Raw genomic sequence first — 13,887 nt, forward strand, 5'->3', positions numbered from 1 at the left:
GGGCATCGGTGGTTAGGCGGTAGATTTTGCGAGTTGCGCCCGACCTCCGGGTTGGGCGAGGATTGAAACAAGGTTAGTGCATGGGGTCTAGGTGTTTCCTTCATGTTGCGCCCGACCTCCGGGTTGGGCGAGGATTGAAACTGGTTCATGCTAAATCCTTGCTGAGTTTTTTAGTTGCGCCCGACCTCCGGGTTGGGCGAGGATTGAAACCCCTGTCGGCGGCCAAAATATCCCCCCGCTGCGGGGTTGCGCCCGACCTCCGGGTTGGGCGAGGATTGAAACATGGAGTGGTTGGATGCCCAAGAACAGATCGCGGGTTGCGCCCGACCTCCGGGTTGGGCGAGGATTGAAACCAACGGAACAAGTGCGCGGTGAGGATGCAAACTCAGTTGCGCCCGACCTCCGGGTTGGGCGAGGATTGAAACTCCTCTGTGCTGGGGGGACTGATGATCAAGTTACAGAGTTGCGCCCGACCTCCGGGTTGGGCGAGGATTGAAACATGCTGTGGTTGCGTCAGCGGAAGAAGTTGCCCGAGTTGCGCCCGACCTCCGGGTTGGGCGAGGATTGAAACATCCGGTTTGCAAGGACACGCGAAGCTGTTGCTGGTTGCGCCCGACCTCCGGGTTGGGCGAGGATTGAAACGCAACCTAAATTGCTTAATTATCAAGCCTATACGTTGCGCCCGACCTCCGGGTTGGGCGAGGATTGAAACCCTGGTGGGCTGAATTTTTACGGCGTGTCGGTTACGCGTTGCGCCCGACCTCCGGGTTGGGCGAGGATTGAAACACTAGAATCGATTTGGCCTTAGATGATGTGAATCGTTGCGCCCGACCTCCGGGTTGGGCGAGGATTGAAACCCCCCCCCACGGACGGGGGGGGGAATAAAAAAATAGTTGCGCCCGACCTCCGGGTTGGGCGAGGATTGAAACATAATAACCGGATTTAACTTTGTGGGCCACATCGAGTTGCGCCCGACCTCCGGGTTGGGCGAGGATTGAAACTTTTGCTCTGCCGACGGCAGATCAAAAAAAATGGGTTGCGCCCGACCTCCGGGTTGGGCGAGGATTGAAACACCATCCATGCGTTAGCGATTTCCGCGTCCCGTTGGTTGCGCCCGACCTCCGGGTTGGGCGAGGATTGAAACCCGACCTTGTTCAATTAGCCCCTCCCCAATCAGTTGCGCCCGACCTCCGGGTTGGGCGAGGATTGAAACCGCAATGTTTGCCCGGTACAGACTCCCCAAATTGCGTTGCGCCCGACCTCCGGGTTGGGCGAGGATTGAAACTACCCAATCGGGGCTTGCTCCCAACGATCGCCCTTCACCACCGTATGACAGGCCCACGCCGGATCAGACTCCGGATAATCCCGCCGGAAATGACCCCCCCGGCTCTCCGTCCGAAACGCCGCACTCTTCAGAATCAGGTGAGCCACATCCAATAAATTGCCCAACTCCACAACCCCCCGCAATCGCGCTAAATCTTCATCATCAGCCCTTAACCCCTGCCCCGGCAATAACCCCCGCAACTGCTGAACGATCGCCAACCCGCTAAACTCCCCTTGCCAATGATCCAGTTGGGCGATCGCCTCCCCCAACACCGCCGCCGTCCGGCAAATCCCCGCACTATGCCACAACAACCGCTGCAACTCCTCCCGCCAAGCCGTAATCTGGGCAAAATCCACAGGGGCCAAGGGGAGAAAATCCCCCGTGGGTACAGGGGGGGGAGGCGTTGGGGGTAACGCTAAATCCTGTAATTGGGCAGCATAAACCACACATTCCAGCAGCGAATTACTGGCCAGACGATTCGCCCCATGAACCCCCGTGCTGGCCACCTCACCGATCGCATAAAGGCCCGGCAACGTCGTTTCATTGTTTAAATTCACCGCCACCCCCCCCATCCAATAGTGAGCCGCAGGCGTGACCGGGATCGGCTCCTTAAACAGATCAATCCCCCATTGCTGGCAGACTTGGATGATATTGGGGAAACGGTACTGAATGCGATCGCGCTCAATATTGCTTAAATCCAAAAAGACCCGCCCTTGAGCCGGATCCGGTTCCGTCCGTTCCAGATAGTCGAAAATGGCTCGACTGACGCGATCGCGGGGGGCTAATTCCCCTTGGGGATGGTATTCAAAGGCAAACCGATAACCCTGGCGATCCACTAAATGCGCCCCTTCCCCCCGCACCGCCTCAGAAATTAAAAAGCGGGGCGCACCGGGTTGGCTTAAAGCTGTGGGGTGGAATTGGAAAAACTCCAAATCCCGCACCATCGCCCCCGCCCGCCAAGCCAACGCCACACCATCCCCAGTGCTAACGGTGGGGTTCGTCGTTTGGGCAAAAACTTGACCACCGCCCCCCGTGGCGAGAATCACCGCTTTGGCCCGCAACCAATGGACGCGATGATCCGCCCACAAACATAACCCCTGACAGCGGCCCCCTTCCTGCCAAACTTGCAGGGCGAGGGTTTGGGAAAAAACTTGAATATTGGGCCGTTGGAAAACCTGCTCAATCAGGATCGAAACGATCGCCTTGCCGGTGGTATCGGCGGCATGGAGGACGCGGGGGCGGGAATGAGCCGCCTCTAAGGTGAGGGCTAAATCCTGGCCGTGACGGTCAAAGGCTACGCCATAATCTACCAATTGCTCAATGGCCGCCCCCGCATGGGTGACGAGGAATTCCACCGCTTGAGGATCACAGAGATCCGCCCCCGCTTTGAGTGTGTCATCTAAATGAAATTGAGGACTATCCTGGGGCGACACCGCCGCCGCAATGCCCCCCTGGGCCCACTGGCTCGCGCCGGTTTGGAGGGTTTCTTTCGTGAGTAAACAGACGGAATAGTGAGCGGGTAAACAGAGGGCGGCATAGAGTCCCGCCGCCCCTGCACCGACAACCACCACATCCACCGCTGTGGGCATTGTTCCAGGATCGGCCATGGTTTATGTTTGGGGTCAGGATATGAGAATCTATCCTAGCATTTTTGGTGAAAGTTACCATTATTAAGGCAGAAGGATGAAGGCAGAAGGCAGAGAGGGGAATCTCTCTTGGCTTAGGGGTTCTGCCTTGCAGGCGTGGTTGGGTGATTTCCGCTGTCGGGGGCTAGGGTGCGCACATATCGCTCAAACCACAGACCCGCAACGATAATCCCCACGCCACAAAGGAGGAAAACCAAGGCTTTGGCTACCAGCCCCGTATTGTATTCAAGCATCCGGGAAAAGATTTGTAAGACGAGGATTAAAATTCCCCACCAAAATCCTTGGCGTTGACCATTACCGAGGGCCTCACGGATGCAGGCGATCGCCATCAACACCAAAAGCGCATTCATCACGATGGGCCCAAACACCGCAAGGGGGCCGAATTCCCCGTGATACCAAATCACGATCCCGATCGTACTCACAAAGGCTGCCACCGTCGTATCCAACAGCATCAACCGCCACACCGACCCCTGATTGCCCAATTGCCACCAGAGCCAAAGGGCGATCGCCCCAAATACCGCCACCAAAATAAACCCCTGCATCATATCGAGGGTAACGGTGAGGCTACTCCCCACCCGGAGCCGGTCTTGCCAGACATATTGGAAGGAGGCGAGATAGCTATAACCAGTGAGATAAAACACCGCCAATCGGGGGCCAAAGTGTTCAGGAGCATTGGGGATCGCAGGCCGCCATGACCATAAGAGTAGGGGGATCAAACAACTGGCCACAATCACCGCCGCCACAAACCATAGGCTCTCGCCGTTATAAAGGGCATTGAGCCATTGAAATAAGCGGAATTGTAGCGTCCAGGTGATCAAAAAGGTTCCCAGGCCAAACAGCCAGGGGGAGCGACAGGTACGGGCAAGGGGGAAATAGAGGGCGATCGCCACCAAAGGCATATAGTCGAACAGGAATAGCCAACCCGCCCCAGTATAGGGATCGGGATAAAACCAGAGGCTACTGATCACCACCAAAATCATCGACAGGATCCCCAACATCGCCAGGCGCAAACTGTAGGCCATGGCCAACACCGCCAACCCCCACACCAGGAACAACACCTGAACGGAGCCGGTCTGATGGAACATTTGGGAAAACAGGGCCATATTCGCCCCGATTAATAAACTCCCCAACAACAACAACGCCTGGCCCAAACGCCGAAACTCACGCCTACGCCAGAGATAAAACCCGCCGGTATTCATCCCCACAAACAAGCTCAGGAGCAGAACCACCCGCGCCTCTCTGGGCCAGACCTGCCAATTGGCCGCCACAAACGTAATCGCCGCCAAGCCGATTAAAACACTCCCCAAGCCGAGGAGAATCATCACAAATTGATTGCGATTGGCTTGATCGAGGTTGTCGAATTGGTAGCGATCGCCCAGTTGGTCATAAAGCTCTGGGGTAATCAGTCCCTCATCGCGCCAAGTTATTGCTTCTTGGCGTAACTGAAATCGAAATTTTGCAGAAGCCATAGGGAGGATCAGAAATTGATGCTCCCATTGTGATCTGATCCTGTGGGTTAACCCCAGAAAGCCTGTGCCAGTTCGCGAAAATCAACCCAGTTCCAAAATCAGGATCCCCCCGGCTACGCCGACCCCCTTAAAAAGGGGGTTAATTCCGGAACCCCCCTTTTTAAGGGGGGCAGGGGGGATCTCTCCTAGGGTAGGTCGGTGTTGCCCATGAGGAAGCGATCGCACGCCTTAGCAACCCCTCGCCCCTCATTGATCGCCCACACCACTAAACTTTGACCCCGACGGCAATCCCCCGCCGCAAACACCTTCGGTAGGCTGGTTTGATAATCGCCATGCTCCGCCTTGACATTGCTGCGGCCATCCCGATCTAAACCGAGAGCATCGAGTAAGGGCTGCTCTGGCCCTAAAAAGCCCATGGCCAATAGCACTAATTGGGCAGGTAAGATTTTTTCGGTTCCGGCAACGTGTTGGGGAATAAACCGGCCTTGGTCATCCTTGGCCCAATTCACCTCAACAGTATGCACGGCTTTAATCTGGCCCTGCTCATCCCCCTCAAATTTGGTCGCGGTGCGCACATAGGCACGGGGATCAGCCCCAAACTTGGCCGCCGCTTCCTCTTGGCCGTAGTCCATGCGGTAGATTTTCGGCCATTCGGGCCAGGGGTTATTGGCGGCGCGGGTTTCCGGCGGTTGGGGCATAATTTCCAACTGGGTGACACTGTTGCAACCATGGCGGATCGATGTGCCGACGCAATCGGTTCCCGTATCCCCCCCACCAATGATCACGACATCTTTACCCGCCGCTGAGATGAAATCAGCGGTATTTTCCCCCGCTAATACGGTGCGGGTGTTGCCGGTGAGGAATTCCATGGCGAAGTGAATCCCCTGTAATTCCCGGCCTTCAATGGGCAGATCGCGGGGTTTTGTCGCCCCCGTGCAGAGAATCACCGCATCAAATTCATTGAGCAATTGTGCCGCCGGTAGATCTTTCCCCACCTCCGTATTGCAAACAAACGTGATCCCCTCCGCCTCCAACACATCGAGGCGGCGCATCACCACCCCCTGTTTATCCAACTTCATATTGGGGATGCCGTACATTAATAATCCACCAGGGCGATCGGCCCGTTCATACACCGTCACCCAATGGCCCGCCCGATTCAGTTGATCCGCTGCGGCCAACCCCGCCGGCCCGGAACCAACGATCGCCACTTTTTTCCCCGTCCGTTGACTGGGGGGCGTGGGGGTAATCCAACCGGATTCCCAACCCTTTTCAGCAATGGCGTGTTCAATACTTTTAATCGTCACCGGGGGATTCGTAATCCCCAAAACACAGGCCCCCTCACAGGGCGCAGGGCAAACCCGGCCCGTGAATTCGGGGAAATTATTGGTTTTGTGGAGGCGATCGAGGGCTTCCGACCAGAGGCCGCGATAGACCAGATCATTCCATTCGGGGATCAGGTTATTAATCGGGCAACCGCTGGCCATGCGGCTAATTTCAATCCCTGTATGGCAAAAGGGCGTACCGCAATCCATACACCGCGCCCCCTGTTCCCGGAGCCGCTCCTCCGCCATGGGCAGATGAAATTCATCCCAATTGTGAATGCGATCGCTCGGAGCCACATCTTCGGCGACCTCGCGCAGATATTCCATAAAGCCAGTTGGTTTTCCCATGATTTCGTTAACTCCAATGGTAGTTGAAAATACTCAGATAAGATACAAGTTTTGTAATCAAAGTCTTAATTATTTTGTACCAAAACTAGACAATAATAACCAAAACTTTATTTTTATTTAAAAATGAAATCCAAGAATTCAGGATCACGTTCAATAACCCCCTTGATTGCAAGAAGATTAGCTACAAGAGGAACTGAAAGATTAGATTCTTTTTCAGACCGGCTTTTAAACTGTTTTTCAAGCAGTTCTTCTATTGTTTTTTTTAGTTGTTCCATATTCTCCGCAGGATAATCGGTCTTGAGTTTAGGTGGTATATTAACTTCTGATGAATTAGGTATAACTTCACTTTGCATAGCATTGATTTTTGAAATTCCCAAAAATCCAGGGAGACCTGCTTTGCCTACCCAGCGATAAAACCCAACCACTTTTGTTGAATCAATAAAATTAGATATTTTACTTCCCCCAGGATGACATTCTTCTAGTAGTTCTCTTTCCATTCCTCGAACTGCTAACGCAAATAAATTCTTCGTAGATAATTCCGTATAATCAGAAAAATCTAGAGAGCCTGAACCTGTTGGTGCTAACAATCCAACAGAGCGCATTGCAGACTCATTCTGCCTCCATAAAATCATTCTTTTATCTTTGGTAAAAGCTATGGTGTTTCCACCAATGTGATTTGACATATTCGATCCTCGTAAATCTTTTATCCTCCCTAGTACTGATTGGTTATCTTCATGGTCTTGAGAAGCTTTTTTAGTTCGTGACTGGACATTTATATTAAAGCCAAGAGCCTTAGCTATGAAACCTTTTTGAGCTTGTGAAGAGTTATCACAATCATGATTAATATTATGATAAGGGAAATGCTCCACAGCTAACCAAATATTTTTGGGTTGACTTTTATGTGAATGGTCTTCTACATCATAAGTAGCCAAATCATTTGTCAAAAATGACAGGTAATAGCAGCTTTCAAAAACATCAATTGATGTAGTTTCAGGGGTGATTGACGAAAGCAGGGAGATTTTTGGATCGTTGAAAAACTTTTTTTCATGCTTTCGTGCTTCAAAATATTGATGAACTAAAATATCTCTAAAAATACTTGAATTACCCAAAGAATCAAGCAATTTGCTAGCTTTTTCCAAAACTAATTTCAGTTCTATTTTTTCTGCATTGTACCTCAAATAATAATTCACAGATTGAGACATGATAATAGAGTCATTTCTTTTTGGTATCCATGTATTTTCATATCCACACTTTTCTTCATACTCTGATGGCTTGAGAAATTTACATAAATCTTTAATTTCTTGTGATTCAAATACCAAAAAATTTGGTTTGTCAATAAAGCCTGAGTAAAATTGAAATAATCCAATACTGAATGAAAGTAAAGAAATTAGCCATATCCAATTCAGAGGAGACAAGAGGCTCAGTATTCCTGAAAGTACCATTATTAGCAGTAATGTGAATAAAGCTGCTTTCTCACGAAATGGAAGAGTTTTTCGATGAAACCTAATAATAGAGATTGGAAGAAGAGGAGATTTTTTATGCCTAGGGGCTTTTTTGTTCATAGTTTAGAAATTTCATCATTTACTTAATCTAATTTAAGAAATAAGGTGGGTAATACCCACCCACCTTACGAAATGACTGACTAGCTGCCGCCAATCCGGGAAATATCGCGGGCATTTTCCTCAAAGGCCGCCGACAGCGCATCATCGCCGCTCAAGCCATTGGCCAAGGCGTTTTGGATATGTTGGAGAACCCGCTTGTAGTCGCGGGGCATCACCTTGATAAACGTCGGCACGATCGCCTCCCAATCGGCCAAAACCTCTTGGGCCTTATCGCTCCCCGTATATTCCGCGTGTTTTTGGATCATCTCCCGCAGATCGCGAATTTCTTCCGGGTCTTCCAAGGCTTCAAGATCCACCATCTCCCGATTGCAACGGCTGGCAAAATCCCCCGCCTCGTCGAGGATATAGGCCACGCCGCCACTCATCCCCGCTGCAAAGTTGCGCCCGGTACGACCGAGAATCACCACTTTCCCGCCGGTCATATATTCGCAACCGTGATCCCCCACGGCCTCCACCACCGCATGAACGCCGGAATTGCGCACACAGAACCGCTCACCGACAATGCCGCGAATATAGGCCTCGCCACTGGTGGCTCCGTAGAATGCCACATTCCCCGCGATGATATTTTCTGCCGGGATAAATGTGGAATTTTTGGGAGGATAGAGGATGATCTTGCCGCCACTCAAACCTTTACCCACATAATCATTGGCATCGCCTTCCAATTCCAGCGTCACGCCCTTGGGAACAAACGCCCCAAAACTCTGGCCCGCCGTGCCTTGGAAATGAAGATGGATCGTCCCGTCCGGGAGGCCCTCCCAATGGCGTTTGCTGATTTCGTTGCCCAAAATTGTCCCCACCACACGGTTAATATTGCAGATGGGCAGCGTTGCCTTGACGGTTTCCCCCTGCTCAAGGGCTGGCTGGCAGAGATCCAATAGCGTCGTCATGTCTAAGGATTTCGCCAAACCGTGATCCTGGGGAATTTGTGCATACCGCCCCACTTCGGGGCCGGCTTCAGGCTGATGGAGGATCTTGCTCAGATCAATGCCCTTGGCTTTCCAGTGATCCACGGCTTGCTTTTGCTCCAGGGCATCGGTGCGGCCCACCATTTCGTTGATCGTGCGGAAACCCAATTGGGCCATGATTTCCCGTAATTCCGTGGCGATGAACGTCATGAAATTAACGGTGTGCTGGGGATCGCCGCTGAAATGTTTGCGGAGTTCGGGGTTTTGGGTGGCCACACCGACGGGGCAGGTGTTTTTATGGCAGACCCGCATCATGATGCAACCGAGGGTGACAAGGGGGGCGGTAGAGAAGCCGTATTCTTCCGCACCGAGGAGGGTGGCGATCGCCACATCTCGCCCCGTTTTCATTTGCCCATCGGTTTCGACGGCAATGCGACTGCGGAGGTTATTCAACACCAAGGTTTGATGGGTTTCGGCTAAACCCAATTCCCAGGGTAAACCGGCGTGTTTAATCGAGGTTTGCGGGGAGGCCCCGGTTCCCCCATCAAAGCCGGAAATTAACACCACATCGGCATGGGCTTTGGCCACCCCAGCGGCGATCGTTCCTACGCCCACCTCAGAAACGAGTTTCACACTGATCCGCGCTTCCCGGTTGGCGTTTTTGAGGTCGTGGATCAGTTCCGCGAGATCCTCAATGGAGTAAATATCATGGTGGGGCGGTGGGGAAATTAAGCCCACACCGGGCGTGGAATGGCGCACCTTGGCGATCCAGGGATAGACCTTGAGGCCGGGCAGTTGACCGCCTTCGCCGGGTTTGGCCCCTTGGGCCATTTTGATCTGGATTTCCTTCGCTTGGGAAAGGTAAAGGCTCGTCACGCCAAAGCGACCGGAAGCTACCTGTTTAATCGCGCTGTTTTTAGAATCCCCCTGTTCATTCGTCCAGGTGTACCGTTCGGGGTCTTCGCCCCCTTCCCCAGTGTTGGATTTGCCGCCGATGCGGTTCATGGCGATCGCCAACGCCTCATGGGTTTCCTTGGAAATAGAGCCGTAGCTCATCGCCCCCGTTTTAAACCGCTTCATGATTGCCTCGATGGGTTCCACCTCCTCCAGGGGGATCGGTTCCCGCTCTTTAAAGGCCAGCAGATCCCGCAGCCGGAATTGCTTTTTGCCTTGATCATTCACCAGAGCGGCGTATTGGCGATAAAGGTTGTAATCCCCTTCCCGCACTGCTTTTTGCAGCAGATGGATCGTTTCTGGTGAGAATAAATGTTCTTCACCATCCTTGCGCCATTGGTATTCGCCCCCCACATCGAGCGTCGGGGTTGAGCCGGGGCGATCGCTAAACCCGCTATGGTGGCGCAACAGGGCCTCAGCGGTAATCACGCCCAAATCCACCCCTTCCAACCGGGAGGCCGTCCAGGAGAAATAGGTATCAACAACGCTGTGGTGCAGACCAATGGCCTCGAAAATTTGCGCCCCGCGATAGCTCTGGATCGTCGAGATGCCAATTTTGGAGCCGATTTTAATCACGCCCTTCGTAGCCGCTTTGACGTAGTTTTTCACCGCCGTCTTCACTTCCACACCCTTAAGCAATCCTTCCTGAATCAGGTTCTCAATACTGGCAAAGGCCACATAGGGGTTAATCGCACCGCAACCATAGCCCAACAACACCGCAAAATGATGCACCTCGCGGGGTTCCCCGGATTCGAGGACGAGGCCGACGCGGGTGCGCGTGCCGTTGCGGATCAGGTGGTGGTGGAGGCCCGCCACCGCTAACAGGGCGGGAATGGGGGCATGGCTCTGATCCACGCCGCGATCGCTCAAAATCAGGATATTCTTACCGGCGGCGATCGCCCCATCCGCCGCACTAAACAATTCTGCCATGGAGGATTGTAACCCCTCCACCCCTTGGGCCGCCTCAAACAAAATCGGCAGCGTTTGGGATTGGAAACCCCGCAAATTCACCCCTTTTAACTGGGACAATTCCGCATTGGTGAGGATGGGGGTGGGGAGTTGGATCAGTTGGCAGCTTTGGGGTTCCGGGTTGAGGAGGTTGCCCTCGGAGCCGATGGTGGTGACAGCGGAGGTGATGATCGCTTCCCGGATCGAGTCAATGGGGGGATTGGTAACTTGGGCAAAGAGTTGTTGGAAATAGTCGTAGAGGAGTTTGGGGCGATCAGAAAGTGCCGCTAAGGGGGTATCCGTTCCCATCGCCCCCACCGCTTCCACGCCATTTTGGGCCATGGGGCTAATGAGTAGCCGCAACTCTTCAAACGTGTAACCAAAGGCCTTTTGATGGGCCAACAGTTCAGCCCCCAACGTGGGCGCGGGTTCCGCCGCCGGTAAATCCGCCAAATCCACCCGGTATTGATTCAACCAATCCCGGTAGGGGTGGGCGCTGGTGATTTCCTGCTTAATTTCTTCATCGGCGACAATTCGCCCCTGCTCCATATCGACGAGGAACATCCGCCCCGGTTCGAGGCGACCCTTAAAGGCGACCCGCTCCGGCTCAATGGGCAAGACCCCGGCTTCAGAAGCCATAATCACGAGATCATCATGGGTGACGTAGTAACGGGAAGGGCGCAGACCGTTGCGATCCAATACTGCCCCCATCATCGTCCCATCGGTGAAGGCAATGGAAGCGGGGCCATCCCAAGGTTCCATCAAGCAGGCGTGGTATTCATAAAATGCCTTACGCTCATCGCTCATCGATTCATGGGCGGCCCAGGGTTCCGGGATCATCATCATCATTGCATGGGGCAAGGAGCGACCGGCCAGGGTCATCAATTCCAGCGTGTTATCGAAAATGGCGGAATCACTGCCGTCCATATCGATGATCGGCTGCATGGCCTTGAGGCTATCGCCAAACAGTTCCGAGGCAAAGAGGCTTTGGCGGGCGTGCATCCAGTTGATATTGCCCCGCAAGGTGTTGATTTCCCCATTGTGGGCGATGTAGTGGTAGGGGTGCGATCGCTCCCAACTGGGGAAGGTATTCGTGCTGAAGCGGGAATGCACCAACCCCAACGCACTGGTAAACCGTTCATCACTCAAATCGGGGAAATAGCTGCGCACTTGGGGGGGGGTGAGCATCCCCTTATAAACAATCGTGCGGCTGGAAACGCTGGTGGAATACCAATATTCATCGATACCGGAGCGTTGAATTTCATGGTGCGATCGCTTACCAATCACATATAACTTGCGCTCAAACCCCAAATCATCAGCAATCTTGGGATTGCGGGCAATAAACACCTGTTGGATAAACGGCTCACTATCCCGCGCCGTCTGGCCTAAATCGCCATGATCCGTCGGCACATCGCGCCAACCGAGGATCGTTTGCCCCTCTTCTGTGGCAATTTTTTCGAGAATTTCCCGGCCCCGTTGACGGATCGCGGGATCAGGGTTGGCAAAAAACATCCCTACGCCGTAATGGCCCGGAGCCGGGAGCGTGATCCCCTGTTCCTGGGCCGCCCCCTGGAGAAAATCATGGGGGAGTTGGGTGAGAATCCCCGCCCCGTCTCCCGTGTTGGGTTCTGCCCCGACGGCCCCCCGATGTTCGAGGTTGACCAAAATCGTCAGGGCCTGATCAACAATGGCGTGCGATCGCACTCCCTTCATCTGCACGATGAACCCAACCCCGCAGGCATCATGCTCTAGCTGTGGATCGTACAAGCCCTGTTGCTGTGGTCGTTTGATGTTAGTCATGGATGCAATTCGTGAAGGGAAACAGTGAGTCGCGCAAGCAGAGATACAGTCTGAGTTTTAGAATTGTCTCTCTAAAAGCTGGGAAAGGGGATCGTTCTTAATAAAATGATCAAATCAAGTTGCATGGATCTGTAATATTTCGTTGCAGAGTCCAGCCAAGGTGTCATTGTGAGCAAATGATGACATCAAACCTATACCCAGCTTGAGATTCTCGCATTTTGATTATCAGCAAAAATAGTTTTCTAACTGTAAAATTGGTCACAAAATTAGATCGATTTTACTGCCAGGATTGCCCCTAAAGGGCCCGGTATCACGATCCTTCCTGCCCCAGTAATCTTGCTCACCCCCAGAACATTGGGGAACTGATCGGAGCCTACTCCCAGGGCAAAAAACGAGGAAAACACCAGATTAACGGCGGTGCTTGCGAGGAATTCATCGTTGAATCGCCATCCTGGGGAAGGATTGCCAGTGATAGCCCACTGCTCTGGGGCAAATCTTGATTTAGACTGGGGTTAGCTGAGAATTTTGGTTAAACAAAAAAATTTAAGTAAACGTTGATGAAGCGGGAGAGAACTATGACTGGCCAACCCTCTGTAAACCCCAGAGCCGATGCGGCTGCGATGGCCCCTAAGCCTGAGCGAGAAGCAATGATCATTGCCCGGGATGTGGAAAAGTGGTACACCAGCAATCAATTCCATGTGTTGCGGGGGGTGAGTCTCACGGTGCGCCGGGGGGAGGTGGTGGTGATTATGGGGCCATCAGGATCGGGAAAATCAACGTTTATCCGCACGTTTAACGCCCTCGAACCTTACCAGAAGGGGCGGATCACCATTGATGGCATTGAACTCTCCCACGATTTGAAAAATATTGATGCCATCCGTCGGGAAGTGGGGATGGTGTTTCAACAGTTTAACCTGTTTCCCCATTTGAGCGTGTTGCAAAATGTCACCCTCGCCCCCATTTGGGTGCGTCGTCGCAAAAAAGCCGAAGCAGAGGCGATCGCCCTCCAACTTCTTGAAAAAGTCGGCATCTTAGAACAGGCCCGCAAGTTTCCGGGGCAGCTTTCCGGGGGGCAACAGCAACGGGTGGCCATCGCCCGCGCCCTAGCCATGCAGCCGAAAATCATGCTTTTTGATGAACCCACCTCAGCCCTGGATCCGGAGATGGTGCGGGAGGTATTGGATACAATGCGATCGCTGGCTAATGATGGTATGACCATGGTTTGTGTCACCCATGAAGTGGGGTTTGCGCGGGAAGTCGCGGATCGGGTGGTGTTGATGGCCGATGGGGAACTGGTGGAGGAAGCCACGCCCACGGAATTTTTCACCAATCCCCGCCATGAACGCAGTAAGCAATTCCTTTCGCAAATTCTCTAAACCCTGTAGGGAGGCAACCACCTAAGGAGGGATAGTACTGCCTGGGCAGATCGCAGCAGCGGATTACTGGGCAGAGCCAAGTTACGCGGTTAGGAGCGAAAATCTTTTGATCCTGATACCCTTAAAAAAAGTGAGATAATAGGACTCAATTTCCCACCTTTTTTTTCTGGGAA

The 13,887-nt window shown here is 53.0% G+C and carries 5 protein-coding genes, 1 pseudogene and 1 CRISPR repeat array (1 of these 7 only partly in view); of the genes and pseudogenes, 1 reads left to right on the forward strand and 5 read right to left on the reverse strand.

Annotated elements, in window-relative coordinates; translation table 11 throughout:
• A CRISPR array of direct repeats spans window positions 1–1,285; the repeat unit is 37 nt; unit sequence GTTGCGCCCGACCTCCGGGTTGGGCGAGGATTGAAAC (it extends 2,259 nt beyond the left edge of the window).
• Between the two features lie 41 nt (window positions 1,286–1,326).
• The 5 genes and pseudogenes from nadB to gltB form a co-directional block, all read right to left on the reverse strand.
• Window positions 1,327–2,931, reverse strand: a pseudogene (gene nadB, locus VB712_RS11635) (L-aspartate oxidase); the annotation flags it as partial.
• A gap of 113 nt (window positions 2,932–3,044) precedes the next feature.
• Window positions 3,045–4,439: a DUF2157 domain-containing protein gene (locus tag VB712_RS11640; protein ID WP_323254831.1), complete on the reverse strand. Its 1,395-nt coding sequence runs from the start codon at window positions 4,437–4,439 to the stop codon at window positions 3,045–3,047.
• Between the two features lie 185 nt (window positions 4,440–4,624).
• Window positions 4,625–6,109, reverse strand: coding sequence for a glutamate synthase subunit beta (locus tag VB712_RS11645; RefSeq protein ID WP_323254833.1), 1,485 nt, complete (start codon window positions 6,107–6,109; stop codon window positions 4,625–4,627).
• A 113-nt stretch (window positions 6,110–6,222) separates the two neighbouring features.
• Complete coding sequence (locus tag VB712_RS11650; RefSeq protein ID WP_323254835.1) at window positions 6,223–7,671, reverse strand: hypothetical protein; 1,449 nt, start codon at window positions 7,669–7,671, stop codon at window positions 6,223–6,225.
• An 80-nt stretch (window positions 7,672–7,751) separates the two neighbouring features.
• Window positions 7,752–12,338, reverse strand: coding sequence for a glutamate synthase large subunit (gene gltB / locus VB712_RS11655; RefSeq protein ID WP_323254837.1), 4,587 nt, complete (start codon window positions 12,336–12,338; stop codon window positions 7,752–7,754).
• 620 nt (window positions 12,339–12,958) lie between these two features.
• Between gltB and VB712_RS11660 the strand changes: the two genes are divergently transcribed.
• The gene (locus VB712_RS11660; RefSeq protein WP_416236329.1) at window positions 12,959–13,714 is read left to right on the forward strand and encodes an amino acid ABC transporter ATP-binding protein; all 756 of its coding nucleotides are present in this window, start codon (window positions 12,959–12,961) and stop codon (window positions 13,712–13,714) included.
• Window positions 13,715–13,887: the final 173 nt, after the last annotated feature.

The organism is Spirulina sp. CCNP1310, assembly GCF_034932185.1.
Classification (GTDB): domain Bacteria; phylum Cyanobacteriota; class Cyanobacteriia; order Cyanobacteriales; family Spirulinaceae; genus Spirulina.

What these genes read in the sequence shown, in the direction of transcription:
- VB712_RS11640 (WP_323254831.1), bottom strand. Translation starts at nt 4,439, where the DNA reads ATGGCTTCTGCAAAATTTCGATTTCAGTTACGCCAAGAAGCAATAACT.
- VB712_RS11645 (WP_323254833.1), bottom strand. Translation starts at nt 6,109, where the DNA reads ATGGGAAAACCAACTGGCTTTATGGAATATCTGCGCGAGGTCGCCGAA.
- VB712_RS11650 (WP_323254835.1), bottom strand. Translation starts at nt 7,671, where the DNA reads ATGAACAAAAAAGCCCCTAGGCATAAAAAATCTCCTCTTCTTCCAATC.
- gltB (WP_323254837.1), bottom strand. Translation starts at nt 12,338, where the DNA reads ATGACTAACATCAAACGACCACAGCAACAGGGCTTGTACGATCCACAG.
- VB712_RS11660 (WP_416236329.1), top strand. Translation starts at nt 12,959, where the DNA reads ATGGCCCCTAAGCCTGAGCGAGAAGCAATGATCATTGCCCGGGATGTG.